At 64.9% G+C, this 22,176-nt stretch carries 23 protein-coding genes, 2 tRNA genes and 1 pseudogene; 6 read left to right on the top strand and 20 right to left on the bottom strand.

Annotated elements, in window-relative coordinates; genetic code table 11:
* Positions 1–7 precede the first annotated feature (7 nt).
* Positions 8–2,278, bottom strand: coding sequence for a TonB-dependent siderophore receptor (locus ABNX08_RS11805; RefSeq protein ID WP_349607306.1), 2,271 nt, complete (start codon positions 2,276–2,278; stop codon positions 8–10).
* Between the two features lie 447 nt (positions 2,279–2,725).
* On the opposite strand from ABNX08_RS11805, the gene ABNX08_RS11800 reads away from it, so the two are divergent.
* Positions 2,726–3,409: a Fe2+-dependent dioxygenase gene (locus ABNX08_RS11800; protein WP_022535424.1), complete on the top strand. Its 684-nt coding sequence runs from the start codon at positions 2,726–2,728 to the stop codon at positions 3,407–3,409.
* A gap of 59 nt (positions 3,410–3,468) precedes the next feature.
* On the opposite strand, the gene pqqE is transcribed toward ABNX08_RS11800, so the two are convergent.
* The 5 genes from pqqE to pqqA form a co-directional block, all read right to left on the bottom strand.
* On the bottom strand, positions 3,469–4,626 hold the full coding sequence (gene pqqE / locus ABNX08_RS11795; protein ID WP_374063675.1) for a pyrroloquinoline quinone biosynthesis protein PqqE: 1,158 nt from the start codon (positions 4,624–4,626) through the stop codon (positions 3,469–3,471).
* Positions 4,598–4,870 carry a pyrroloquinoline quinone biosynthesis peptide chaperone PqqD gene (gene pqqD / locus ABNX08_RS11790; protein ID WP_022535422.1) on the bottom strand — a complete coding sequence of 91 codons (273 nt, stop codon included), beginning with the start codon at positions 4,868–4,870 and terminating at the stop codon, positions 4,598–4,600. The genes pqqE and pqqD overlap by 29 nt, the downstream gene beginning before the upstream one ends.
* The gene (gene pqqC / locus ABNX08_RS11785; RefSeq protein WP_349607307.1) at positions 4,867–5,559 is read right to left on the bottom strand and encodes a pyrroloquinoline-quinone synthase PqqC; all 693 of its coding nucleotides are present in this window, start codon (positions 5,557–5,559) and stop codon (positions 4,867–4,869) included. The genes pqqD and pqqC overlap by 4 nt, the downstream gene beginning before the upstream one ends.
* Positions 5,556–6,473: a pyrroloquinoline quinone biosynthesis protein PqqB gene (gene pqqB / locus ABNX08_RS11780; protein ID WP_022535420.1), complete on the bottom strand. Its 918-nt coding sequence runs from the start codon at positions 6,471–6,473 to the stop codon at positions 5,556–5,558. The genes pqqC and pqqB overlap by 4 nt, the downstream gene beginning before the upstream one ends.
* Before the next feature lie 134 nt (positions 6,474–6,607).
* The gene (gene pqqA, locus ABNX08_RS11775; RefSeq protein ID WP_012355514.1) at positions 6,608–6,682 is read right to left on the bottom strand and encodes a pyrroloquinoline quinone precursor peptide PqqA; all 75 of its coding nucleotides are present in this window, start codon (positions 6,680–6,682) and stop codon (positions 6,608–6,610) included.
* A gap of 83 nt (positions 6,683–6,765) precedes the next feature.
* Between pqqA and ABNX08_RS11770 the strand changes: the two genes are divergently transcribed.
* The gene (locus ABNX08_RS11770) at positions 6,766–7,704 is read left to right on the top strand and encodes an alpha/beta fold hydrolase (RefSeq protein ID WP_349607308.1); all 939 of its coding nucleotides are present in this window, start codon (positions 6,766–6,768) and stop codon (positions 7,702–7,704) included.
* 64 nt (positions 7,705–7,768) lie between these two features.
* Here the strand turns inward: ABNX08_RS11770 and ABNX08_RS11765 are convergent, their stop codons facing one another.
* Positions 7,769–9,766: a sigma-54-dependent Fis family transcriptional regulator gene (locus ABNX08_RS11765; RefSeq protein WP_022535418.1), complete on the bottom strand. Its 1,998-nt coding sequence runs from the start codon at positions 9,764–9,766 to the stop codon at positions 7,769–7,771.
* A gap of 287 nt (positions 9,767–10,053) precedes the next feature.
* Here ABNX08_RS11765 and pedF point away from each other — a divergent pair, with 287 nt between their 5' ends.
* A complete protein-coding gene (gene pedF, locus ABNX08_RS11760) occupies positions 10,054–10,533 on the top strand; it encodes a cytochrome c-550 PedF (protein ID WP_022535417.1) in 480 nt (159 codons plus the stop codon).
* An 85-nt stretch (positions 10,534–10,618) separates the two neighbouring features.
* Positions 10,619–11,527 carry an ABC transporter substrate-binding protein gene (locus tag ABNX08_RS11755; RefSeq protein WP_022535416.1) on the top strand — a complete coding sequence of 303 codons (909 nt, stop codon included), beginning with the start codon at positions 10,619–10,621 and terminating at the stop codon, positions 11,525–11,527.
* 93 nt (positions 11,528–11,620) lie between these two features.
* Here the strand turns inward: ABNX08_RS11755 and ABNX08_RS11750 are convergent, their stop codons facing one another.
* The 6 genes and pseudogenes from ABNX08_RS11750 to ABNX08_RS11725 form a co-directional block, all read right to left on the bottom strand.
* Positions 11,621–12,052: an HU family DNA-binding protein gene (locus tag ABNX08_RS11750; protein ID WP_022535415.1), complete on the bottom strand. Its 432-nt coding sequence runs from the start codon at positions 12,050–12,052 to the stop codon at positions 11,621–11,623.
* 257 nt (positions 12,053–12,309) lie between these two features.
* Positions 12,310–12,801: a polyhydroxyalkanoate granule-associated phasin gene (locus tag ABNX08_RS11745; RefSeq protein ID WP_022535414.1), complete on the bottom strand. Its 492-nt coding sequence runs from the start codon at positions 12,799–12,801 to the stop codon at positions 12,310–12,312.
* 428 nt (positions 12,802–13,229) lie between these two features.
* Positions 13,230–13,745, bottom strand: a pseudogene (locus ABNX08_RS11740) (cytochrome b/b6 domain-containing protein); the annotation flags it as partial.
* Positions 13,746–13,770: 25 nt separating this feature from the next.
* Positions 13,771–14,037, bottom strand: a complete 267-nt coding sequence (locus tag ABNX08_RS11735; RefSeq protein ID WP_022535412.1) for a PepSY domain-containing protein — start codon at positions 14,035–14,037, stop codon at positions 13,771–13,773.
* A gap of 168 nt (positions 14,038–14,205) precedes the next feature.
* Positions 14,206–15,081, bottom strand: a complete 876-nt coding sequence (locus tag ABNX08_RS11730) for a metal-dependent hydrolase (RefSeq protein ID WP_022535411.1) — start codon at positions 15,079–15,081, stop codon at positions 14,206–14,208.
* Positions 15,082–15,224: 143 nt separating this feature from the next.
* The gene (locus ABNX08_RS11725; protein WP_022535410.1) at positions 15,225–16,775 is read right to left on the bottom strand and encodes a serine hydrolase; all 1,551 of its coding nucleotides are present in this window, start codon (positions 16,773–16,775) and stop codon (positions 15,225–15,227) included.
* Between the two features lie 354 nt (positions 16,776–17,129).
* On the opposite strand from ABNX08_RS11725, the gene ABNX08_RS11720 reads away from it, so the two are divergent.
* On the top strand, positions 17,130–17,348 hold the full coding sequence (locus tag ABNX08_RS11720) for a DUF1484 family protein (RefSeq protein ID WP_022535409.1): 219 nt from the start codon (positions 17,130–17,132) through the stop codon (positions 17,346–17,348).
* A 62-nt stretch (positions 17,349–17,410) separates the two neighbouring features.
* Here the strand turns inward: ABNX08_RS11720 and ABNX08_RS11715 are convergent.
* Both ABNX08_RS11715 and ABNX08_RS11710 read right to left on the bottom strand, forming a co-directional pair.
* Positions 17,411–17,497, bottom strand: a tRNA-Leu gene (locus ABNX08_RS11715).
* Between the two features lie 62 nt (positions 17,498–17,559).
* Complete coding sequence (locus ABNX08_RS11710; protein ID WP_041681477.1) at positions 17,560–18,459, bottom strand: LysR family transcriptional regulator; 900 nt, start codon at positions 18,457–18,459, stop codon at positions 17,560–17,562.
* Between the two features lie 120 nt (positions 18,460–18,579).
* Between ABNX08_RS11710 and ABNX08_RS11705 the strand changes: the two genes are divergently transcribed.
* Positions 18,580–19,404: a substrate-binding domain-containing protein gene (locus ABNX08_RS11705; protein ID WP_022535407.1), complete on the top strand. Its 825-nt coding sequence runs from the start codon at positions 18,580–18,582 to the stop codon at positions 19,402–19,404.
* A 64-nt stretch (positions 19,405–19,468) separates the two neighbouring features.
* On the opposite strand, the gene ABNX08_RS11700 is transcribed toward ABNX08_RS11705, so the two are convergent.
* From ABNX08_RS11700 to ABNX08_RS11680, 5 genes are all read right to left on the bottom strand, one after another.
* Positions 19,469–19,555, bottom strand: a tRNA-Leu gene (locus ABNX08_RS11700).
* Positions 19,556–19,670: 115 nt separating this feature from the next.
* A complete protein-coding gene (locus ABNX08_RS11695) occupies positions 19,671–20,483 on the bottom strand; it encodes a MetQ/NlpA family ABC transporter substrate-binding protein (RefSeq protein ID WP_022535406.1) in 813 nt (270 codons plus the stop codon).
* Positions 20,484–20,689: 206 nt separating this feature from the next.
* Positions 20,690–20,785 carry a hypothetical protein gene (locus tag ABNX08_RS11690; RefSeq protein WP_374063599.1) on the bottom strand — a complete coding sequence of 32 codons (96 nt, stop codon included), beginning with the start codon at positions 20,783–20,785 and terminating at the stop codon, positions 20,690–20,692.
* 99 nt (positions 20,786–20,884) lie between these two features.
* The gene (locus ABNX08_RS11685) at positions 20,885–21,292 is read right to left on the bottom strand and encodes a VOC family protein (RefSeq protein WP_022535404.1); all 408 of its coding nucleotides are present in this window, start codon (positions 21,290–21,292) and stop codon (positions 20,885–20,887) included.
* A gap of 119 nt (positions 21,293–21,411) precedes the next feature.
* The gene (locus ABNX08_RS11680; protein WP_022535403.1) at positions 21,412–22,086 is read right to left on the bottom strand and encodes an SGNH/GDSL hydrolase family protein; all 675 of its coding nucleotides are present in this window, start codon (positions 22,084–22,086) and stop codon (positions 21,412–21,414) included.
* Between the last annotated feature and the right edge of the window lie 90 nt (positions 22,087–22,176).

The following is a 22,176-nucleotide window of genomic DNA, read 5'->3' as shown; positions in this document are numbered from 1 at the left end:
ACATCGGTCAGAACCTGAAGTTCGCCGTCAGCATGCCAAAGCGCCCGGCCCCCAGCGCACCGTAGTGGTTGTGGGCCTTGGTGTAGTACGTCTTGTCGAACAGGTTCTGGATATTGAGCTGCAGCGACAGGTTCTTGTTGACGCGATAAGCGGCCATCAGGTCGACGCGCCAGTAGGAGGGCACGTACAGCGAGTTGGCCGGGTTGGCGTAGACCTTGTCAACATAGTACGCACCGCCGCCGACTGTCAGCGCCGGCAGCACCTGGTAGGTGGTCCACAGGCTGAAGCTGTTCTTCGGCGTGTTGGGGAACTGGTTGCCGTTGTTGGCCGCGTTGGCTGCCTGCGGGCCGTTGTCGATCAGTTCGCTGTTCAGGTAGGTATAGCCGCCGAACACGCCCCATTTATCGGTCAGGTTGCCAGCGAAGCCCAGTTCGAAGCCCTTCACGCGCTGTTTGCCGGCGTTGACCGTGGTGTTGGCGTCGACTGCCACGCGCGCGTTGTTCTTCTCGATCTGGAAGATGGCGCCGGTCAGCGACAGGCGTCGGGCGAGCAGGTCCCACTTGGTGCCGATTTCCACCGAACGCGCGGTTTCCGGTTCCAGGTTGCGCTGCGCGGCGGTGATGTTGTCGGCACCGTCGCCGTTGGTGGAACCCGGCGGTGTCGACGAGGTGCCGTACGACACGTAGATGCTGCCGTACTCGACCGGCTTGTAGACCACGCCAGCCTGGTAGTTAAAGAAGTGTGACTTGTTGTGGATGTCCACCTGCGCCACCGCCGCCCCGGTGTTCGGGTTGGTGTAGGCGTTGGTGAATGCGCGCGTGTCATAGCTGTCGTAGCGGACGCCACCGTTGACCATCCACTGCTTGGTGATCTCCACCGTATCGAACAGATAGACGGAGCGCGTATTGGTGGTCGTGTTGGTCGTGAACGGCATCTTGGTGATGTTGCCGCGCCACGGATCGTTCGGGTTCGGGTTGGCGAGCGGCGTGCAGTCGAAGCTGGCCACCAGCGACGCGTTGCAGGTGCCTGCCGCGGCCGCGGGGTTGGCCGAGACCACGTTGTACGGCGTGTTGTTGGTATCGTCGCGGCTGAACTCGAAGCCGAACAGCAGGTTGTGCTTGAGGCTGCCGGTGTTGAACTCGGCGCTTAGGTCGGTCTGGTTGGTGAGCGTCTCGGTGGCAGAGTCGCGGTTCTTGGTGTTGCGCCAGACGAAGCCGCGCGGCACGTTGCCCCGGCTGTCGTCAGGGTTGGTGACAATGTAGTCGTTGCTCGCGCGGCCCCAGCGCGTGGTGTTGCGGAACACCAGGCCGTTGCGGAAGTCATGCTTGACCGAGGCCGTCGCAATGTCGGACTGCGTCTTCTGGAAATCGCGGGCGGTCAGGCCGTAGAAGTTGTCGCGGTTGACGTTGACCGGCTGCGATGGATTGGCTTTGGTCGACTGGCTGGCGGGGCGGGAATACGGAATGCTGTAGTCCGGCATCCCATTGCCCTGCAGGTGGTAGTACGACAGTGTGACCTGCGTGGGCGAATTCAGGCCGAAGGTCACCGACGGCGCGAAGCCCCAGGAGTTCTGATCGACTTCATTGCGGCCCGGCACGTCGGCGCTGTACCCCAGCGCGTTCAGGCGCACGGCGGTGTTGTCGTTGAGCACGTAGTTGCCGTCAGCCGTGGCGCGGAAATACGAGTCCGTGCCCACGCCGACCGAGCCTTGCACGAAATTCTCGGCGGTCGGCAGCTTCGACACGATGTTGATCATGCCGCCGGCCGAACCCTTGCCGCCAAACGCCGAGCTCGGGCCCTTGATGACTTCGATGCTCTCGATGTTGAAGGTGTCGCGGACCTGCGAGGCGGTGTCGCGCACGCCGTCGACATAGATGCTCGACATCGAATCGAAACCGCGGATGAACGGACGGTCGCCGATCGGGTTGCCGCCTTCGCCGGCGCCGAACGTGATGCCCGGCGTAGTGCGCAGCGCGTCCTGCAGCGAGTTCGAGCCGGTTTGCTGCAGCACCTGGGCCGGCACCACCGTGACGGACTTTGGCGTGTCCAGCAGCGGCGCGGTGAACTTGGGCGACTGGGCCTCGTCCACCCTGTAACCATCATCCTGCTTGCCCGTCACCGTCACGCTCTGCAGTGTCACCGGCCTGGCTGCGGGCGCGGCCCCGGCCGCAGGCTGGCTCTCCTGCGCGGCCGCGCCCTGCACGGCGAAGGCTGCGATGGCGCCGGCCAATGCCGCGGCGAGCGGCTTCAGCCGCAATTTGTCCTGTTCTTGTTTCACGCTGCTAACTCCCCGTCTTTCTAGTTCTGACTCGATCCATACATGGGTCATGAAGACAAGTTCAGCCAGCGGTAAAGCCGTTGATGCTAGTCGTCCATAACGGCGGCCGATTGTAGAAGGATGGAAACAAAAAGACAAATACGAATCATTCCTATTAAATAAAATAGACAGAGTAACAACAGAAAGGTGATGGGAACGGCATCTCTGTGAGCGCGGCGTGGATCATCCCGCGCAGGATTGCCAGAGCCCCTTGATCATTTCTTGTCCGGAGCGCCGATTTGCGGCTTTTGCACCGCCTCCAGGCTAAAGTCGCGAATGATTCCTATTTGCGCCCGGCATGGCATATCTCCTACAATCGGCGGCTTGGCCGGTGAACTCGCTCTTCTGTGCTTGCGATGTCGCCCCGGCCCGCCCGCTCTCACTTCGATTCCAAGGAAGGCCCAAGCGATGATGCTGCAGATTCCTGACGTCCTGTCCAAAACGCAGGTGGCGCAATGCCGGCAACTGCTGGATGCGTCCGAATGGACCGATGGCAATGCGACCTCCGGGCACCAGTCGGCCCTGGCCAAGCGCAATTTGCAGCTGCCCGAAGGGTCGCCGGTCGCGCGTCAGGTGGGCGACCTGATCCAGGACGCGCTCGGGGCCAATGCGCTGTTCTTCTCGGCGGCGCTGCCGCTCAAGGTGTTCCCGCCGCTGTTCAACCGCTACGAGGGCGGGCAGGCGTTCGACAACCATGTCGACAACGCCATCCGCTACCTGCGCGGCACCGCTTTCCGCGTGCGCAGCGACCTGTCGGCAACGCTGTTCCTGACCGAGCCGGAGGACTATGACGGCGGCGAGCTGGTGATCGAAGACACCTACGGCCAGCAGCGGGTCAAGCTGCCTGCCGGCCACATGGTGTTGTATCCGGCCACCAGCCTGCACCACGTCACGCCGGTCACGCGCGGAGCGCGGGTGTCGTCCTTTTTCTGGATCCAGAGCATGGTGCGCGACGATGGCCAGCGCGCGCTGCTGTTTGAGCTGGATACGCGGATTCAGCGCGTGGCGCAGACCGTTGGGCAGAACAATCCCGATGTGGTAGGGCTGACTGGCGTCTACCACAATCTGCTGCGGCGCTGGGCCGACGCCTGATCGCTCTTCCGCGGTTCCCGACGCCAGCATTTGACTCCACTTGGAGCAAAGAACCTTTTTTACGTCTTGCCGCTGCTCAGCCGCAGTGAGTTGCCGTCGCTGCGGAACACCATCGGGTACGCCTGATCACGCGCCTGGACAGCGGCCAGCCGGCCCTGCAGCACGATCTCGCTGACCTTCCCATGCTCGCCCGAGCGATCGCAGACAGGATCGGTCGCGGCAGGGTCGCCGGTGAGCAGGAAGGCCTGGCAGCGGCAGCCGCCGTAGTCTTCCTCGCGGTGGTCGCACGAGCGGCAAGGCTCCTGCATCCAGTGCGTGCCGCGGAAGCGGCGGAACGCATCGCTTTCGGTCCAGATCGCGCGCAGGCTCTGCGTGGTGACGTTCGGCAGCACCAGCCCCGGCAGCATGCGCGCCGCATGGCACGGCAGCGCGGTGCCATCCGGCGCGACGCCAAGGAAGGTCGTGCCCCAGCCGTTCATGCATTTCTTGGGCCGCGGCTCGAAATAGTCAGGCACCACGAACAGGATCTGGCATTGCCTGCCGATGCGCGCGCGGTACTGGTTGACCACCGCCTCGGCGTCGCGCAGCTGCTCCTGCGTGGGCATCAGCGCGAGCCGGTTCTCCCATGCCCAGCCGTAGTACTGCGTATTGGCCAGTTCCAGGTATTCGGCGCCCATCTGCAGCGCCATCTCGATGATGGTGCCGACATGCGCCAGGTTGTGCCGGTGCAGCACGCAGTTCATCACCATCGGGTAGCCGTGCGCCTTGATCAGGCGGGCCACGCGCTGCTTCAGGTCGAAGGTGCGGGTGCTGGAGAGGAAGTCGTTGAGCTCGCGGGTGGAGTCCTGGAACGAGAGCTGGATATGGTCCAGGCCAGCTTCACGCAGGCCGGCCAGGCGGGCGTCGGTCAGCCCCACGCCCGAGGTGATCAGGTTGGTGTAGAAGCCGAGGCCGTGCGCGTGCCGCACCAGCGCCTCCAGGTCCTTGCGCAGCAGCGGCTCGCCGCCGGACAGGCCGAGCTGTACGGCGCCCAGCGCACGGGCCTGGGTGAATACGTCGCACCACTGCACGGTATCGAGCTCGGCCGTGTTGCGGGCGTAGTCCACCGGGTTGGAGCAGAAGGCGCAGTGCAGCGGGCAGCGGTAGGTCAGTTCCGCCAGCAGCCACAGTGGCGGGCCGGGCGACACCTCAGACCAGCCAGCCGCGTTCGATTGCATGTTTGACAAAGGCATGTACCTCCGGGGCGATGCCCTGCACGCCGAAGGCGGCCTGCAGGTCGTCGATCAGCATGTCCAGCGTGTGGCCGCCGTCGCAGCGCTGCAGGATCGCCGCGGCGCTGTCGTTGAGGGTGACCATGCCTTCCGGGTACAGCAGCACCCAGCTTTGCTGGGACTCCTCCCATTGCAATCGGAAGGTCCGTTGCAGCACCGGTCTGGCAAGGTCGGGAGCGCTGGCTGTCATGGGTTGGCTTGCTGGATGGCGTCGAGCATCGACCAGAGCACGTCGAGCTTGAATTGCAGGATATCGAGGGCGCGTTGCTGTTGCGCCGCGGTGCGGAAGTAGCCCAGCGTCACGTGCAGGCCGTGGTCCACGTCGCGCTGGGCCAGCGGAATGCGCGAGCGGAAGTAGTCGAGGCCCGCTGCATCGATCCACGGGTAATGCGTCGGCCAGCCGGCCAGGCGCTCCTTGTGGATCGCGGGCGCGAACATCTCCGTCAGCGACGAGCACACGGCTTCCTGCCACGGCGCGCGCCGGGCGAAATTGACATAGGCGTCGACGGCGAAGCGCACGCCGGGCAGCACGTGCCGGTGTTGGACCAGTGCCTCGCGTTCCAGCCCCACCGCCTGGCCAAGGCGCAACCAGGCCTCGATCCCGCCGGGCTGCTCGCCGGTGCCATCGTGGTCGAGGATGCGCACCACCCACTCCCGGCGGGTATCGCGATCCGGGCAGTTCGACAGGATCGCGGCATCCTTCAGCGGGATGCAGGCCTGGTAGTAGAAGCGGTTGGCCACCCACGCGCGGATCTGCGCGGGCGAGCACTGCCCCGCGGCCATGCGTTGGTTGAAGGGATGATGGATGTGGTAGCCGCTTTCTTTGGCGCGCAGACGGGCTTCGAACTCTGCCGGGCTCCATGCGATCGGTTCTGTCATAGCGTGATCTCCATGCCGTCGTAGGCGAGTTCGATGCCGTGCCGCGTCAGCACGGCGCGCTCCGGCGAGTCTTCGACCAGCACCGGATTCGTGTTGTTGATGTGGATAAGGATCTTGCGGCTGGCGGGCAGCCGGTCGAGGATTTCGATCATGCCGCCGGGGCCGGACAGCGGCAGGTGGCCCATGTCGGCGGCGGTCTTGCCGGAGAAGCCGAGGGCCTGCATTTCATCGTCGCGCCAGAAGGTGCCGTCGACCAGCACGATGTCCGCGCTGCGCAGCTCGGTGAGGACGTGGTCGTCGACCATGCCGAGGCCGGGCGCATAGAAGGCACGGCGGCCGCTGCGGCGGTCTTCGATGCGCAGGCCGATATTGTCGCCGGGGCGGGGCGCGTGGCGATTGGGCGAGTAGGGCGGGGCCTTGCTTTGCAGCGGTACGGCGGCAAGCGTCACGCCGTCCAGCGGTGGTATCGAAAGCGGCGTGCCGTCGCAGGGCAGGGCGTGCGTGTGCAGCCCGCAGTAGTGCGACAGGATGCGCGTCAGCGGGAAGGCCGCGCCAAGATCATCGAGCACGGATGCCGTCGCGTAGACCGGCAGCGCCTGGCGGTGCTCGCGCAGCATCAGCAGGCCGGTCACGTGGTCGATCTGCGCATCCATCAGCACCACCGCCGCGATGGCGGTATCGCGCGGCGCGCGCGCCGGTTGCAGCGCAGGCGACTGGCGTAGCTGCTGCAGGATATCGGGCGAGACGTTGACGAGGATCGCGTCCGGTCCTTCACCGTGCAGCACGATCGATGATTGCGTGCGCGGCGTGGCGCGTACCGAGCCCCGGCGCACGCCATCGCAGTTGTGGCAATTGCAGTTCCATTGCGGAAAGCCGCCGCCGGCGGCCGACCCCAGTACCCGGATGGTTGTCATGGCGCGTGCGCTTTGTGGTGAGTCATGGCATTTACCGCCGTCGTTCCCGCCTGCGCGGGAATGACGGCAGAAGCCGATGCGTTAGCTGAACAGCCAGCAAGACGGGCATTGCGCCTGCCCGACCGCACGCACGCTCAACGGTTGGCGATGTACATCGTGATTTCAAAGCCAAGCCGCAGCTCGGTGTAGGCGGGCGTGGTCCATGTCATGTCTGTCTCCTTGGGTGGCATGGTTAGTGAATATCGTCCTGGTACGGCAGCGCGGCTGCCGCCTCGCTGACAAGGCAACATCCATGCCCGACGCACCCATGACATCGGCCCGTTTTTGCCTGCGTACGCCGGACGCGCAGCGCATCCATGTACGACTGGTCGGCCCCGCGGATGGCGAGCCATGGCTCGTCCTGCATGGCGGGCCTGGTAGCGGCTGCGCTGACGCGATGGCGGGATGGTTCGACCATGAACGGCATCGCGTGGTGATGCCGGACCAGCGCGGCGCGGGGCGATCCACGCCGGCAGGTGGCCTGCGCCGCAATAGCGTGGGCGCGCTGCTGGCCGACCTCGAACAGTTGCGCCGGACCCTGGGAATCGAACGATGGGGGGTGGTGGGCGGATCGTGGGGCGCGGCGCTCGCACTGGCGTATGCGGCGCGATGCCCGGACGCCGTGGCGGCGCTGGTGCTGCGTGGCACCTTCCTGACCGGGCGTGACGACGTGTTCGCGTTGTTCGCGCCGCGCCATGGAGGGCGCCGGATGCTGCAATGCGTCAAGCCGCAGGGCGAACGCCTGCCCGATCCGCGCGCCCGGCTGCTCACTGTGTCACGGCTGTTGCAAAGTGGTACGACTGTTCAAAAACGGGACACTGCCGCGGCATGGCGAGTCAGCGAACAGGCGCTGCTAGGCCTGTCGCCCCGGCTGCGTTGCCGCCGCCAGTCCCGGCGCGAGCGGGACGCGACGGTGAACAAGTACCGCATTCAGGCGCATTACCTGCGCAACCGGGCCGGGCTGGGCAAGCCCGCCTTGCTGAAGGCGGCGCGCAGGATCGCCGCGCGAGGCCTGCCAGTAACGGTGCTGCATGGCCGTGCCGATGCGGTGTGCCGTCCCGCCAATGCACTGCGCCTGCAGGCGGCCATGCCGGGCGCCCGACTGGAATGGGTGGCCGGCGGGCACCTTGCCAGTGGCGTCATGGGCGATGCCCTGGCGGCTGCCATCCGCGCAGCCGGCTGGCAGCGGTGACAGCGCTGGCCCGGCGTGGCTTTCCCGATGCGATGCTCGCCGGGGCTGCGGATGGCTGCGAAGATCAGCCCGCCTGGTGCGGCAGCCCGCGCGCCTCTTCCATCTTCCGGTAGACCGTGTTGCGCGAGATGCCCAGCGCCTTGGCCGCCGCCGAGATATTGCCGTTGTGCGCCTTCACCGTGGCGACGATGGCCATTGCCTCGACATCGGCCAGCCGCGCCGGCAGGGCGCCTGGTTGCGCGCCTGGCAGTAGCTGGCTCACAGGCACGGCAGCCGTCCCTTGCCGCTCGCGCAGGTCGTCCAGGAAATCGTCGGGCAAATGGTCCTGGGTGATTTCGGCCTCGCCTTCGGCCATCAGCCGCGCCGTACGCAACAGGTTGCAGAGCTGGCGGATATTGCCCGGCCAGTGGTAGCGGCGGAACAGCTCCATGACCTCGGCGGCGATGCGGGGCGGTTCGCTTGTGGCGTGGCTTTCCGCCTGGCCCAGGCGCAGCAGCTTGTTTGCCACCACGTCGAGATCGCTGCGCTCGCGCAACGCCGGCAGCCGCACCACCAGCCCGTTGAGGCGGTAGTACAGGTCTTCCCGGAACTGGCCGTTGGCCACCAGCTCGCGCAGGTTGCGATTGGTGGCGCAGACCAGCGACACGTCGATATGGATCACCTTGCTGCTGCCCAGCGGCGATACCGCGCGTTCCTGTAGCGCGCGCAGCAGCCGGCCCTGCAGGTGCAGCGGCATGTCGCCGATCTCGTCCAGGAACAGCGTGCCGCCGTTGGCCAGCAGCATCTTGCCGATGCCGCCCTTCTTGCGGGCGCCGGTGAAGGCACCTTCCTCGTAGCCGAACAGCTCCGACTCGATCAGGTTCTCGGGGATCGAAGCGCAGTTCACGGCGATAAACGGCCCGGCGTGGCGCGGGCTGTCGGCATGGATGGCGCGCGCCATCAGTTCCTTGCCGGTGCCGGTTTCGCCCAGCACCATCACCGGAATGTCCTTGCCGATCACCTTGCGCAGCTTGGTGATGACCGCCCGGATCTGGGCATCGCCGGTGTCCAGGTCGTCCAGCCCCGCCGGCCGTGCCGGCTCGGCGCACAGGCTGCGTGGCACGATGGCCGTGTCCCCGGCGCCTGCGTGGACGGCATACGCGCCGCCGGTGGACACCCCGGCTGGCGAGGCTTTCGACTCGACCCGCGCGCTGACCTTGACGCCGCTCGGCAACTGCAGCTGCACCATGCCGGCCTGCCCGGCGCGCACGGCATCGAACAGCTGCGACATCGACAGGCCGAACAGCGAGGAAAACGTGTGCGCCTGCAGCGCGCCGTTGGACAGGCCAAGCTGGAACTGCCCGCTGCGGTTGGCCGACAGGAAGCGGCCGCCGGGCGTGAACGAGACGATGCCCTCCACCAGCGTGCCCAGGAACTCCGCGCGCGAATGGAAGCGGATGCAGACCATGTCGCGGAAGGCGTTGCCGAAGAGCTGGTTCTCGATCATCTGTGCCGACATCCGTACCAGCGCCATGGTGTGCTTGTGGAAACCGCGCTGGTCGCCGGTTACATCTAGGGCCCCGACGGTCTTGCCATAGGGATCGAGGATGGTCATGCACGAGCACGTCAGGAACTGGTTGGCCTCCAGGAAGTGGTCGGCGCCGTGTACCAGGGTGGCGCGGTCCTCGGCCAGGGCCGTGCCGATGGCGTTGGTGCCGCGGCGTTCTTCCGACCAGTCCGCGCCCGGGCGCAGCGCCACCTTGTCGGCCCGGGCGAGGAAGTCGTCGTCGCCCATTGAGTGCAGGATCAGCCCGTCGGCGTCCGTCAGGATGACCATGCTCTGCGTGTTCACGATCTGGTCGTAGAGCGTTTCCATCACCGGCAGCGCGTAGGTGAACAGGGACTGGCTGCGCTCGATCCGCGTTTTGAGCTCGCTTTGCAGTACCGGACAGAAGTCCGGCGATTCGTAGGGACGCAGGCCGTAGGAGGCGGAGCGCTGGTGGGCCTGGGCAATCAGGTCGGCGCGTTCAGGCTGGGCCGCGCCAGCTGTCTGTGGGCGGACAGGTTCCGCTTGCAAGGTCATCTCTGTGTCTCCTGTGGAAAATCGCCCGCGATCTTTGCGCGGGTCGCTGTCGGCGCCTTCGCCGCCTTTACCGGGGGCTTGGTCGACAGTGTTGCGTCATGAAGCAAAACGCTTGCCAGAGTGTGGCATTCCGGGACACGGGCAGCCGATGCTGCGTTGCACATGCCGGCGCAGGCCCCGCCAGGCCCGTGAAAACCAGGCGCGTGTCGTTGCCGTCCCGCTGGTATGGCTCTTGCGGAAAGGGAGGCAAACAACAGAGCAAAACCCATTCACCGTAGGAGACATCCATGAAACCGCAGCGCCGCCTGCTTGCCTTGCTCTCGCTTTGCGCAACCCTGACGCTCGTCCCGGCCGGGACCGTGCTGGCCCACGGCGACGTCACGCCACAAGCCGTCGATACCAAGGCGCTGCCGCCGCTTGGCGACGAATGGCGTCCGGACAATCCCTACCGGACCGGCGCGGCGCACGATGAAGCCATGCGCATCGGCAGCTCGGCCTACAACCAGAACTGCGCGCGCTGCCACGGCCTGGAAGCGGTGTCGGGCGGGATCGCGCCGGACCTGCGCAAGCTCGACAGCGACTGCACCTCGCTGGCCGATGCCAAGAAGAAGCAGGCGTGCATGAGCGAGATCTCGCAGTTCTACACCACCACCGTGCGCAAGGGCCGCACGCGCGACGGGCGCGTGTATATGCCGCCATTTGACGGCGTGCTGAGCCAGGAAGCGGTGTGGGCGATCAAGACCTACCTGGAATCGCGGCGGGAGTGAGGGGAGGGCACGTCAGCATCCTTTGCCATCGTCCTGCTTCCGGCCCCGCAGCGGCGGGGCCCAATGAAAACCCGAGGAGACCCCCATGCCTGCCAGCCCTGCCTGTGGCCCGAGGCGTTCCGTGATCCAACCGCCGGCGTCTGCGGCCAATGCCGTGCGCTGGCTGTGCGGCGCGTTGCTGGCTGCGATCGCACTGCTCGGCATGCAGCCTGCCATGGCAGACCTGGACCGGATCCGCCAGAGCGGCACCCTGAAAGTTGCGGTCTACAAAGGCTTGCCGCCATTCTCCGCGGCGGCGGGCAGCCAGTACGCGGGCATCGACGTGGCGCTGGCCAGGGCATTGGGCAAGGAGCTGGGTTTGTCCGTGTCGCTGTTGCCGTTCGACGCCGATGAAAACATGTCGGACGACCTGCGCGCCATGGTCTGGCGCGGCCATTACCTTGGCTATGGGCCGGCGGACGTGATGCTGCACGTACCGGTCGACCGGGCCTTCATGCGCGAGAACGACAAGGCGCTGATCTTCGCGCCCTATTACCGCGAGACCTTCGTGCTGGTGCTGGACCGCCAGCGCCTGCCGGCCGTCCGCAACCTGGCAGACCTGGCCGGGCAGCCGACCGGCGCAGCCGCCGGCTCAGCCGGCGCCAATGCGCTGCTGGCCGGCGCGGGCGGCGCCTTGCGCAACAAGGTCAGGATCTACCCCGAAGCCGAGGACGCGCTGCGCGCGCTGTTCGCCGGTGATATCGCCGCGGCGATGGTGACGCGCGCGCAATACGAAAGCGCACTCAAGGGCGCCGATCAGTCCGCCGCCCGTTTTGCCACGGCGGATATCAGCTCGCCGCTGCTGCCGCCGCGCGGCTGGGCCGTGGGCATGGCCATCAAGGCCGGCCAGAAGGACCTGGCGGAATCGCTGGAGAATGCGCTGGACGCGCTGCGCAAGAAGGGCGAGCTGGAGCGGATCTTTGCGCGATATGGGGTGACGATGCAGGAGCCGTGAGGCGGCTGCGACCTGTAGTCGCAGCCATAAAAAAGCCCCGGAATCGCGAGATTCCGGGGCTTTTCTTTCGGGACAGCCGGTGGCCGGACGCGATTACAGGGCGGCGTCCTTCAGTTTCTTCATCGGACGCACCTTCACCTTCACACTGGCCGGCTTTGCGGCAAACCATTGATCTTCGCCGGTGAAGGGGTTCTTCCCAAAGCGCTTCTTCGTGGCCGGCACTTGAATGGCCGACACCTTGAACAGACCCGGCAGCGTGAATTCACCCGCGCCCTTCTTGTGAATCGCGCTCACCATGGTGTTTTCAAGCTGGGTAAGCACAGTCTGCACGGTCTTCTTGTCCAGTTCGGTCTGGGCGACAAGGTGTGCCAGCAGGCTCGACTTGGTGAACGTGTCCTTCAGCGGCTTGGCGACCGGGGCAGGCGCGGCAGCCTTCTTGGCCGGAGCGGCGTTCTTCGCCGGAGCAGCCTTCTTCGCAGCGGTCTTCGTGGCAGTCTTTGCTACAGGTTTTGCTTTCGTGGCCATAGTCGTGTCTGGTTGGAAATGCGCGCCTGCAGGCTGGAGTCAGTTGCAGCGCACCGGCGAAGGATAGCAAAAGCTGCCGCGCATGCAAGGGCTGGAAAGCACTGCCGCTCACCGGCTGGTGCGCTTTTGCAACGTCTCGGCCGGGATAGTGGCCGCGATGCGGTCGCAGGTACGGTGGCTTGCCGGCCCAGGCATCTGGCTACGGCCCGAAAAAGCTGAACTTCAGCAGGTGCGACGAGCACCGCCAGCGATGGCGTTCATGCCGCGCCCAGGCGTCGCGCATTTGCCGTGGCACGGCCGTGAATCGGCGCGAGGATCTCCTGCATCAGGGATGTCGCCGAACTGACCAATTGCAGGGGACTGGCGGGGAAGTCAGTTGCCAACCTCAAGAGTTCGGTCTGGCGTTCGAACCATTGCGCGGCCGAACCACTCGACGCCAGCGTCGTGGCTGCAGCCGATGTAGCCCAGAGATGATCGCTGGTGTCCTTTGCGAGCCCCAGGGTCAGATTTATCAATCCCGATTGCATCGCAAGGAGCGATTCGGATGCGGCTTCCCCCTTTTCAACACTCATGAGGCTGAATTCGTGCCGGTCCTGCTCATCAGGCGACGGACCCGCTATCGCCATGCGCGTCGTGCGAACGGTGACGACATGGATCGTCGCCTGGAGCAATTCGCACATTTCACTAAAGAGGCGCGACCAATTTGTGGAAACGTCAATGACGGGCTGGGAGATAGCGGAGGAAGGCAAGGTGTTTTCCTTGGGTGTCCGTTTGATACGGACAGTGGAAGAGGGTAAGGATCGTGGGGCTCTGCGTTCGAAGAGTTGTCGGGTAGAGGCCCAGCTTGCCGACAACTGAACAGGTCAGGCCGCAACAAGCACGGGGGCGCACTCGTATTCATGAGGGCGTCTGGGCAGGCTTTGTTTCTCGCGGATCCAACGTATGCTCAAGGATAAGTGCATATATGTTGCACTGCAACATATCTTTCGTGTTGGGATGGAAAAGTGGCAGAGCAGCCGCTTATCCTGCGTGCCATCCGTCGGATACCATGCAGCAGTTCGTGGAAAGACTACGGGTGGCGGTCCGGCGACACAGCAGGGGAGTTCGGGATCGCGGCTGAGCCCGATGGGCGTGCGGATTCGTCCTGTGGGGATAGGTTGCCTTGATCCCCCGCAGGCTTCCTGCCGGTCACCATGGCCAGGATCAGGTTTTCCTTGTGCAGCCGACTCATGAGACTCGCGGCGCCAATGTGGACGCATACCAGCGCCAGCAGCACGTATGCAAGGATGGCATGGACGTCCTTGGGCAAGTCTTCACCCCAGAACCTTTCCAGCCGCGATATCCAGCCTGTGGCCGCCAGTGAGAGGATGAGGATCCACAGCGCCAGCATCATCATCGCGCCCAGTGGATTGTGGCCAAGGTAGCGGGGCGGATGCCCGGCAACAGCGGCTTTGACGTACGCGACAACGCCTGCGCGGCCGGGAACCCATTCGCGGAAATTCCCTGCGCCGTTGCCCACCATGCCCCAGGCCACGCGAATAAGCACCAGGCACGCGGCCGCGTAGCCAAGATTGCGGTGCAGCGGCCCGCCGGAATCCTCGTACAGGTCCCACAGCACCAGTACCGCCACGCTCCAGTGCGTGATACGGACGACGGGATCCCAGACCAGGATGGTCGGGCGCGGCGGCTTCACGGCGGGGCTACAGGAAGGTGCGACGTTACTTCTCTATTTCCGCCTTTACCACATCCAGTGTCTTGGTATCGAAGTAGATCTCCGCCTTCTTTCCATCCTTGGTCGTGCCGTAGATCTCGTAGCAATTTCCATCTACCTTAAACTTCTTGATGTTGTAGCCCTGCGCTTCAATCTTTGCGCGGGCGTCGCTTTCCTTCATCCATTCGCTTTTGGGATGCGCGGGACATTTCGCGCTGGCCAGCGCGGAACCGGACACCAGGATCATTGCCATCAGCGCGCCAATTCTAAGCATGAAAAGTCTCCGCTACGGTGGGAGGATTCAGCATAGTGCACGCGAAAATGATTCGCAATCAGCGGCAGCACTACTGGCCCGCTGGTCGCGAAGGCCAACAACGTCCTCAGCTATCACTTCTGACCGAGGGCAGTTGCGTCAGCGCTTGCCAGCGCCGTCACACCTGAATCAGAAATCCACCTTCTCCCCCGGCTGCGGCACGATTACTCGCGTCGCCGCGCCGCTACGCAGCGCCGCCGTAAACTCCGCCGGTGTCCCCTGCAACTGCGGCGACGTCTGATAGTGGATCGGAATCGCAAACCTCGGCCGGATCATGTCCCGCACTGCGATCGCGGCATCCTGCGGCCCCATCGTAAAGTGCCCGCCGATGGGGATGAGCACCAAGTCAGGCTTGTAGAGGTCGCCGATCAATCGCATGTCGCCGAACAGCCCCGTATCGCCCATGTGCCAGATCCTGAATCCGTTTTCCATCTCGATGATGTAGCCCACGGGCTCACCGCCGTAGTGGGTTTCGTCCTTGCCGGTGGTGGGGTTCTTCAGCACCAGTTCGGAGGAATGCTCGGCATGCACCGCGGTGATCTTGGGACCGGTCGGACCGAAGGGCATCACCGTGCCGGTCTTGCCGAAGCGCTGGACCAGCGCCGCGGGCACCATGCCCAGGCTGATGAGCGCCTGGCCCATGCCGCCGCCGTTGTAGATCGGAGCGTTGTTCAGCTGGGCCAGCGCGGGCGCGTCGCCGAGGTGGTCGTTGTGGGCGTGTGTAACGAGGATGAGGTCGACCTTGCCCAGTGCCTGCAGTTGCTTGAAGCCGGCGGGCGTCTTGGGATTGGTGGTCAGCCACGGATCGATGACGATGACCTTGCCGCCGGGCGTGGTGATCCGGATGGCGGCCTGGCCGAGCCACAGGACTTCAGTCTTGCCAGCGGCGGAACGCGTGGCGGGCCCGGGCGCCTGGGTGACCGCGGTTGGCGTCGGGGGCGGCGTGCCGCAGGCGGCGAGCGTGGCAACGGCGGCGGTGAGTACTACTGAGCGGAGTCTGATCATGGTCTTCCTTCCGGTAGCTGAGTCACCTCTCAAACCGTGCCAGCCCAACGGGGGCAGGGGGCGAGGTGCAGTATCGGCAGGGGTCCCAGCAGTGTCAACTCGGCACTACCCGCGGGCGCCAGGGTGAAATCAATCGCTTCGCCTCATCGCACAAACACCCCAAGCCCTTCGTGATCGTAATACTCCAGCCACACCCGTTCGCTGGAGAATGCCGCCCGCGAGATCGTGCCCAGGGTCGCGTTCTCATTGTGGAGCGTGAAAGTAAAGACATCTCCGTCCCAATGGGTCAGGGGCAGGGTCAGCGGCTTCGCGCCGAGCGTCATCACCAGCGTGCCACCCTGGTCGGTCACCTGCAGCGGGCCGTAGTAGTCGTTCTGGTAGGTGCCGGTGTACGCCGACAGGGCGCGCGGCGGCAGCGGGTTGGCGGGGATTGGCTGGCCGACCAGGCGGCCTTCCGGTGCGAGCAGCGGCGCGAAGGCGTCGGCGAAGATCTTGCCCCAGTCGCGGCGGATGGCGCCGTATTGCACGAGGTCGAAAAACTGCGCGTTGAGCGTTTCGGGGATGCCGATGGGGTAGCCGTTGGTCAGTGTCACGATGGCCAGGTCCAGCGAGGGCACCGCGGTGAAGTTGGTGGCCGCGCCCACCACGAACGCGCCAGAGTGGTTAAGCGAAGTCAGCCCGAGTTCGGTCGTGCCGATATTGAAGCCATAGCCGTAGTGGCCGGCGGGGCGGCCGTTGGCGGGCGGGTTGCTTTGCATCTGCGGGGTCAGGGCGGGCGCCAGCGCGGCGGCGTCGACGATGCGCCGGCCGGCGAATTCGCCGTTGCCCAGCAGCATGGCCAGCCATTTGGCCATGTCGTTGACGGAGGAGCTGACACCGCCCGCGGGCGACTGCGCATCCGGCATGGAGCCCATGCCTTGCACCCAGCTGCCGTTGATCTGCACGTGGCCGAGGGCATGGTTGTCGCGCGCGGCGAAGTCGGCGTAGCGCGAACTGGTGCGGGTCATGCCCAGTGGCCGGTAGATGGCCTGTTCCGACAGTGTCGCCCAGTCGATGCCCGCGGCGGTGGCCACCGCCTCGGCCGCGGCCGTCATGCCGAAGTTGGTGTAGTCGTAGACCGCGCGGAATGGATGGAGCGGCAGATAGCGCAGGCGTGTCAGCACCTGGCGGCGGTCGTAGCCCATGTCTTCGAGCCGGTCCCCGGCGTGGTCGGGCAGGCCGGAGCGGTGGGCGTACATGTCGCCGATGGTGACGGCCTCGGTGACCTCCGCTTCGGACAAGGCGAACCAGGGCAGGTGCTGCTGCACCGGCGTGTCCCAGCTGATGCCGCCGCCGCCGACCTGGCGCGCCACCACGGTCGCGCCAATGGGCTTGGAGACGGAGGCGAGCTGGAACACGGTGTCGGCGTCGACGGGCGCGGAATCGGTGACCAGCCGGCGGCCGAAGCCTTTGGCATAAACGGTTTGATCGCCGCGTACCACGGCCACGGCCATGCCGGGCAAGCTGGAGCTTGCCATCAGTTTGGCGGCCAGCGTGTCGAGCTCGGCGATGGCCCCGGTGATCTGGGATTCGGGTATGGCATCGGGCGGATGGGTGGGCGCAGCGTCATCGCCGCCGCAGGCGGGCAGGGCAGGGAAGAGCAGGCCGCCCAGCGCGGCTTGCAGGAATCGGCGACGCTCTTGCAGTTTGCCCACGGCAGTTCTCCCGACAGGCGGCGCGGCCGCGCCCATGGATAGAACTACTGTAGGCGATGAGGGCGGAGGGAGGCGAATGCGAAGGGTCTTATCGACGCTGCGTTGCCGGAGCGAGAGACTGCATGCCTCACCGAGGGGCTCGGTGAGCGGGTGTGACAACTCGCAAGCGCAGTAGCGGATCAGGCAAAAAAAATCGCACGAGCAAGCTGTTTCCACGGCGGGCCGGGCGGGGCAGCCGCATGGCTGGCCGGTTTCCTCCGCTATTGCACCGGTATTGTCACCCCCGTCGTCAGGCCCGCCACCCTTCGATTTCGATTGGGCTAGCGGGTTTTCTCTAGTCGGAGCAAAAACGCTATGCAAACGCGCAGCTATGACACCACAGACGTCCTGAATATCGTCCCGGCCGGAACGGTGGAATCCCTGGAGCGAGTCAGCGCCGGGTTGAGCGCTATTTTGTCGTTGTTGGAAAAAGAGAGCGAACGGTCGGAGCCGACCCATGACGTCCATTGCCTGCTGTTGATGGTCAAATCGCAGTTGGACCAGGCAACGTCCGAGCTTTGCCCTGCGGATTAAGAGTCCGATGGTGCAAAACAAAAAGCCCGCACTTCCGTGCGGGCTTCTCGCTTCAAAAACCTTGGTGCCCAGGAGAGGACTCGAACCTCCACAGTGTTGCCACCGCTAGGACCTGAACCTAGTGCGTCTACCAATTCCGCCACCTGGGCAAGGTGAGCGCCGCATTCTACAGGGCGCGACAGATTTTGCAAGTGCGCGGTGCTTCCACCAGTCACGCCTCGGGCATTTCAGTGGCAAGGATTTCAAACAGCGCCTTAGCCGCAGGCTGCAGCGCCCGGTCGCGACGGCGTATCAACGCCAGCACCCGGTCCACGGTCGGTTCAACCAGCGGGATGGCGCACAATCTCGGATGATCCGGCGGCAACGCCAGGCCCGGCAGCACTGCCATGCCGAGGCCGGCTTCAACCAGTGCCAATACGCCGACCACGTGGTTGGCCTCGTAAAAAATGGTCGGACGCCGTTCAAGATGCGCGATGGCATTTTCAATCAGGGCGCGATTGCCGCTTTGCTTCGAGACGCCGGCCATCCGCTGCCCGGCCAACTCCTCCCATGCGACAGACTTGCGTCCGGCCCAGGCGTGGTCACGTCGCAACGCCAGCAAATAAGGCTCAGTACGGACCGTGAGGAATTCGATATTGGGTTCCTGGGCGCCCATGAAGTTGAGGCCAAAATCCGATTCTCCGGACAGGACGCTGGCCAGTGCGGCGTTTGCACTTTCATCAATCACGCGGACGCGTACACCCGGATGACGACCTGCGAATACGCTGATGGCATCGGGCAGCAGGTGCACCGCAGCCGACGGTATCGCCGCCACCGTTACCAGCCCGCGCCGGAGCGCGGCCTCGTCACCAAGCCGGAACACGGCGCCATCGAGAATGTCCAGCGCAGCCCGGGCCTCCTCCAGGAACTGCCTGCCGATGTGGGTCGGTTCCACGCGCCGGGTGGTCCGCTCCAGCAAGCGCGAGCCGAGCGTCTTTTCCAGCTTGTCGATTCTCCGGCTGAGCGCTGGCTGCGAGATATGCAGCGTCTCGGCAGCGATCCGGAAACTGCCCATTTCCGCAGTGGCGACAAAGGCCTGCAAATCCTCAAGGGCGAAATTAATGCGCGACATGCATGAAATCATCAGAACATTGCAATTCACAGAATAGTCGCGCCCGAATACCCTTGCAATGCTCGCCGCTCCCGCGTCTGGGATGTGTCGGCGGGCCGCATAAATCAACATGGAGACGTTATGAAGCTGACCGCCATGGCCGCCAGCAAGGCCTCGCTTGTTTTCCTGCTATGGCTGGCGGGGCCGGTCTGGGCAGACGATATCCGCGTCATTACCTCGGGCGGCTTCACGGCGGCGTACCAGCAACTGGTGCCGCTGTACGAAGCCGCGACGCAGGACCGGATCATCACCGCCTATGGCGCGTCGATGGGTAACGCGCCGGATTCCATTCCCAGTCGGCTGGCACGCGGCGAGACTTTCGATGTGGTGATCCTTGCGGACTCTGGCCTTGAGAAGCTGGTATCCGAAGGGAAGGTGGCGGCCGGGAGCAGGGTGGACCTGGCCCGGTCGCTGATCGGCATGTCGGTCCGCAAAGGCACGCCCAGGCCCGATATCAGCACAGTGGAAGGCCTGAGGCAGACCTTGCTCAACGCAAAATCGATTGCGTATTCCGCCAGTGCCAGCGGGACCTACCTTTCCAATGAATTGTTCAGCCGGCTCGGCGTCGCGGACCAGATCAAGGACAAGGCGCACAAGATCTACAGCGAGCGTGTCGGCGCCGTAGTGGCGCGCGGCGATGCGGAAATCGGCTTCCAGCAGGTCAGCGAGTTGCTGCCATTCAAGGAGCTGGATTTTGTCGGGCCATTGCCGGCCGAGTTGCAGCAATCGGTCTTCTTCTCTGCCGGCATGGTCGCGGGCAAGCAGTCCGCGGCAGCTGCGCGCTTTGTCCGGTTCCTTGCGTCCCCCGCGGCGGCCTCGATCGTACGAATAACGGGGTTGGAGCCGGTCGCCACGCCTCTGCCGCCACCGGCGCCTCCTGCGCTCGGACAGGCTTCGAAGCAGTAAGCCTGTCTGGGCTGCCGCAAAAACAAAAAGCCCGCACTTCCGTGCGGGCTTCTCGATGAAACCGTGGTGCCCAGGAGAGGACTCGAACCTCCACAGTGTTGCCACCGCTAGGACCTGAACCTAGTGCGTCTACCAATTCCGCCACCTGGGCAAGGTGAGCGCCGCATTCTACAGAAGGCGGCGGAATTTGCAAGCGCTTCTGGCGGGCTTACGCAGGAATTCTTGCCGGAACACGATCCTCTGCAATCCGGCAGTACCGGCGTCGATCAGAACGACGGCACCATAGCGCCCTTGAACTGGGCCTTCATGAACTGGCGCACGTCTTCCGACTGGTACGCGGCGACCAGCTTCTTGACCCACGGCTTGTCCTTGTCCTGCGTGCGCACGACGATGATGTTGGCGTACGGGCTGCGCAGGTCTTCCAGGCCAATGGCGTCCTTGGTCGGCTGCAGGCCGGCGGCGAGCGCGTAGTTGGTGTTGATGACGGCGGCGCTGACGTCGGGCAGGGCGCGCGCCAGCTGGGCGGCGTCCAGTTCCACGATCTTCAGCTTCCTGGGGTTCTCGGCCACGTCCAGCGGGGTGGCGTTGGCACCGTTGGTGCCGGTGCCGGCCTTGAGCTTGATCACGCCTTGCGACTGGAGCAGCAGCAGGGCGCGGTTCTCGTTGGACGGGTCGTTGGGCACCGCGACCTTGGCGCCTTGCGGCAGGTCCTTTGCCGACTTCAGGTTCTTCGAATAGATGCCCAGCGGCGAGATATAGGTGTAGCCCACGCTGGTCATCTTGTAGCCGCGCTGCTTGACCTGGCTATCGAGGTAGGGCTGGTGCTGGAAGCTGTTGGCGTCCAGGTCACCGGCGTCGAGCGCGGCGTTGGGCTGCACGTAGTCGTTGAACTCCACGACCTTGACGTTCAGGCCGTTGCGCTTGGCCACTTTCTGGACGACTTGCCAGACTTCGGCATCCGGGCCGCTGACGGTGCCGACGCGGATGGTCTGTTCCTGGGCCGAGGCGCTGCCAGCGGCGATAAAACCGATGGCGGACGCGGCAACTGCCAGGCGCTTGAAGAGAGACGTGCTGCGCATAAGAGTGCTGGAAATTTTTTGGCTATGTGGCTAGTGAGACATTCGCGCGCCGGGTCAGGGATCGCCTGCCCGGGCTAGGCCACAGATTAACGCAATTGCGTCAAAACTGCGTAGCGGGAAGGAATCTGGCGTCTATTTCTTTTTCATATGCTTATGAAAATCCAATGACGCCGATAGCCTGGCATTAAATGCCTTTGCGCCTTGCCTCAGTCCGCAAACACCTCGCGCAGGGTGCCCAGGGCCTCCAGCATCGTCTTTTCGTTAAGGCCGCCGGCTCGCTTGAGCAGCCGTGACTTGTCCACGGTCCGTACCTGGTCTAGGTCAAGCGCGATGCTGCATGGAAATGTGACACCCGAGCCTGGTCTTGGACAGGCGATATGTCCGAAAGCCGGTGCGCCGCGTCAGCCGGCCACCGCGCCATATCCTTCCCCTGCCCACTCAATAAAACAAAGCCCGTGCCCGAACGGATCCGACAGCGTCGCCTGCCGCCCCCATTCGTAATCCTGCGGCCAGTCCTCGATCTCCGCGCCGGCTCCCAGCGCGCGTTCGATAGCCTGTTCGAGGTTGGACACGACAAAGTCCAGGTGGACCGGCGTCCAGTGGCGGCGATAGTCGCGCCGGGTATCTGAGCGGGTGGTGGGGCGGGTGCCCGCGGGTTTGGCGAGCAGGTAGATCGGCGTAGTGCCGCCGACCATTTCGGCGACGGTACCGTCGAACAGCTTGCGGTTCAGCTTCAGGCCGAGCGCTTGTTCGTAAAAGCCGATGCCGCGCGACAGGTCGTCGACGTCGATATTGATCAGCAACTCCATGACAGCCTCCTGACGGCGTTCTGTGTGAGGGCGGCCGCATTGTGCGCCCGGCCTCCTGACAATTCCTGTCAGGAGTGATGTTTCAGCCGGCCGGCAGGCGGGGTGTCTGGAGGGCGGCGTCAGCGCTCCAGCAACCGGCGCACGACCGGGCACAGCGCATCGCCCAGCGCCAGGTGAGCGTCGGCGTCCAGGTGTACACCATCGACCTCGCTGCTCTGAATCAAAGTGCCCGCATCGAACAGCGGGCAGTCCAGTTGCGCGCAAACCTCTGCAACGGCTTGCGGCAAGCCTGCCCACTTGTGCTCGCCGCCCGCGAACTTGGGCGCCAGCGGGCCGCGCGGCGTGCGGATCGGCGGCGGCGTGACCACCAGCACCGGCGGCACCGGCATGCCGGGTTCGATCGGTGCGGTGCGGATCGCATGCACCAGCGCGCCGATGCCCTGGGCGGCGTGCCAGGCGTTGTGCGGGTGCATCGACTGGAAATCGTTGTTACCGAGCATCAGGACCACCAGCGCCAGCGGCGAGTGGATCTCGATGCGCAGCGCGAGCCCTTGCAGGCCGTTGCGCCCGGGTTTGAAAGGATCGTCCCAGACCGTGCGGCGGCCGTTCAGGCAGTCTTCGATGATGCGCACGGGCGCGCCGCCGTCGGCGTTCAGGCCGAGTTCCAGCCGGCCGGGCCAGCGCACCGGGAAGGGCAGGCGCTGGCGGGTGCCCGGCACGATGCCCCATGAAAGCGAGTCGGCGTAGACAAGGACCTGGATGGGATCGGCTTCGGCCAAGGGCGCGGCGGGCATGAGGGGGTTCCAGTCGGCGGGATTGCGGTCGATAAGCAGCAATGGGAGCGACGTTCAGAGTACCGCCGCGGGCTGTGACAGAAATGTTGC

The sequence above is a fragment of the Cupriavidus sp. DF5525 genome, from assembly GCF_040149425.2.
Taxonomy (GTDB): Bacteria; Pseudomonadota; Gammaproteobacteria; order Burkholderiales; family Burkholderiaceae; genus Cupriavidus; species Cupriavidus pickettii_A.
This window is presented reverse-complemented; position numbering and strand designations above follow the sequence as displayed.

Excerpts from the sequence above, each read along its gene's own strand:
- ABNX08_RS11695 (WP_022535406.1), bottom strand. The coding sequence starts at position 20,483 with ATGCGCAGCACGTCTCTCTTCAAGCGCCTGGCAGTTGCCGCGTCCGCC.
- ABNX08_RS11720 (WP_022535409.1), top strand. The coding sequence starts at position 17,130 with ATGCAAACGCGCAGCTATGACACCACAGACGTCCTGAATATCGTCCCG.
- ABNX08_RS11710 (WP_041681477.1), bottom strand. The coding sequence starts at position 18,459 with ATGTCGCGCATTAATTTCGCCCTTGAGGATTTGCAGGCCTTTGTCGCC.
- ABNX08_RS11770 (WP_349607308.1), top strand. The coding sequence starts at position 6,766 with ATGCCCGACGCACCCATGACATCGGCCCGTTTTTGCCTGCGTACGCCG.
- pqqC (WP_349607307.1), bottom strand. The coding sequence starts at position 5,559 with ATGACAGAACCGATCGCATGGAGCCCGGCAGAGTTCGAAGCCCGTCTG.
- ABNX08_RS11800 (WP_022535424.1), top strand. The coding sequence starts at position 2,726 with ATGATGCTGCAGATTCCTGACGTCCTGTCCAAAACGCAGGTGGCGCAA.
- ABNX08_RS11730 (WP_022535411.1), bottom strand. The coding sequence starts at position 15,081 with ATGATCAGACTCCGCTCAGTAGTACTCACCGCCGCCGTTGCCACGCTC.
- pqqD (WP_022535422.1), bottom strand. The coding sequence starts at position 4,870 with ATGACAGCCAGCGCTCCCGACCTTGCCAGACCGGTGCTGCAACGGACC.
- ABNX08_RS11680 (WP_022535403.1), bottom strand. The coding sequence starts at position 22,086 with ATGCCCGCCGCGCCCTTGGCCGAAGCCGATCCCATCCAGGTCCTTGTC.
- pedF (WP_022535417.1), top strand. The coding sequence starts at position 10,054 with ATGAAACCGCAGCGCCGCCTGCTTGCCTTGCTCTCGCTTTGCGCAACC.
- ABNX08_RS11750 (WP_022535415.1), bottom strand. The coding sequence starts at position 12,052 with ATGGCCACGAAAGCAAAACCTGTAGCAAAGACTGCCACGAAGACCGCT.
- ABNX08_RS11765 (WP_022535418.1), bottom strand. The coding sequence starts at position 9,766 with ATGACCTTGCAAGCGGAACCTGTCCGCCCACAGACAGCTGGCGCGGCC.
- ABNX08_RS11685 (WP_022535404.1), bottom strand. The coding sequence starts at position 21,292 with ATGGAGTTGCTGATCAATATCGACGTCGACGACCTGTCGCGCGGCATC.
- ABNX08_RS11705 (WP_022535407.1), top strand. The coding sequence starts at position 18,580 with ATGAAGCTGACCGCCATGGCCGCCAGCAAGGCCTCGCTTGTTTTCCTG.
- pqqE (WP_374063675.1), bottom strand. The coding sequence starts at position 4,626 with ATGCAATCGAACGCGGCTGGCTGGTCTGAGGTGTCGCCCGGCCCGCCA.
- ABNX08_RS11755 (WP_022535416.1), top strand. The coding sequence starts at position 10,619 with ATGCCTGCCAGCCCTGCCTGTGGCCCGAGGCGTTCCGTGATCCAACCG.
- pqqB (WP_022535420.1), bottom strand. The coding sequence starts at position 6,473 with ATGACAACCATCCGGGTACTGGGGTCGGCCGCCGGCGGCGGCTTTCCG.
- ABNX08_RS11735 (WP_022535412.1), bottom strand. The coding sequence starts at position 14,037 with ATGCTTAGAATTGGCGCGCTGATGGCAATGATCCTGGTGTCCGGTTCC.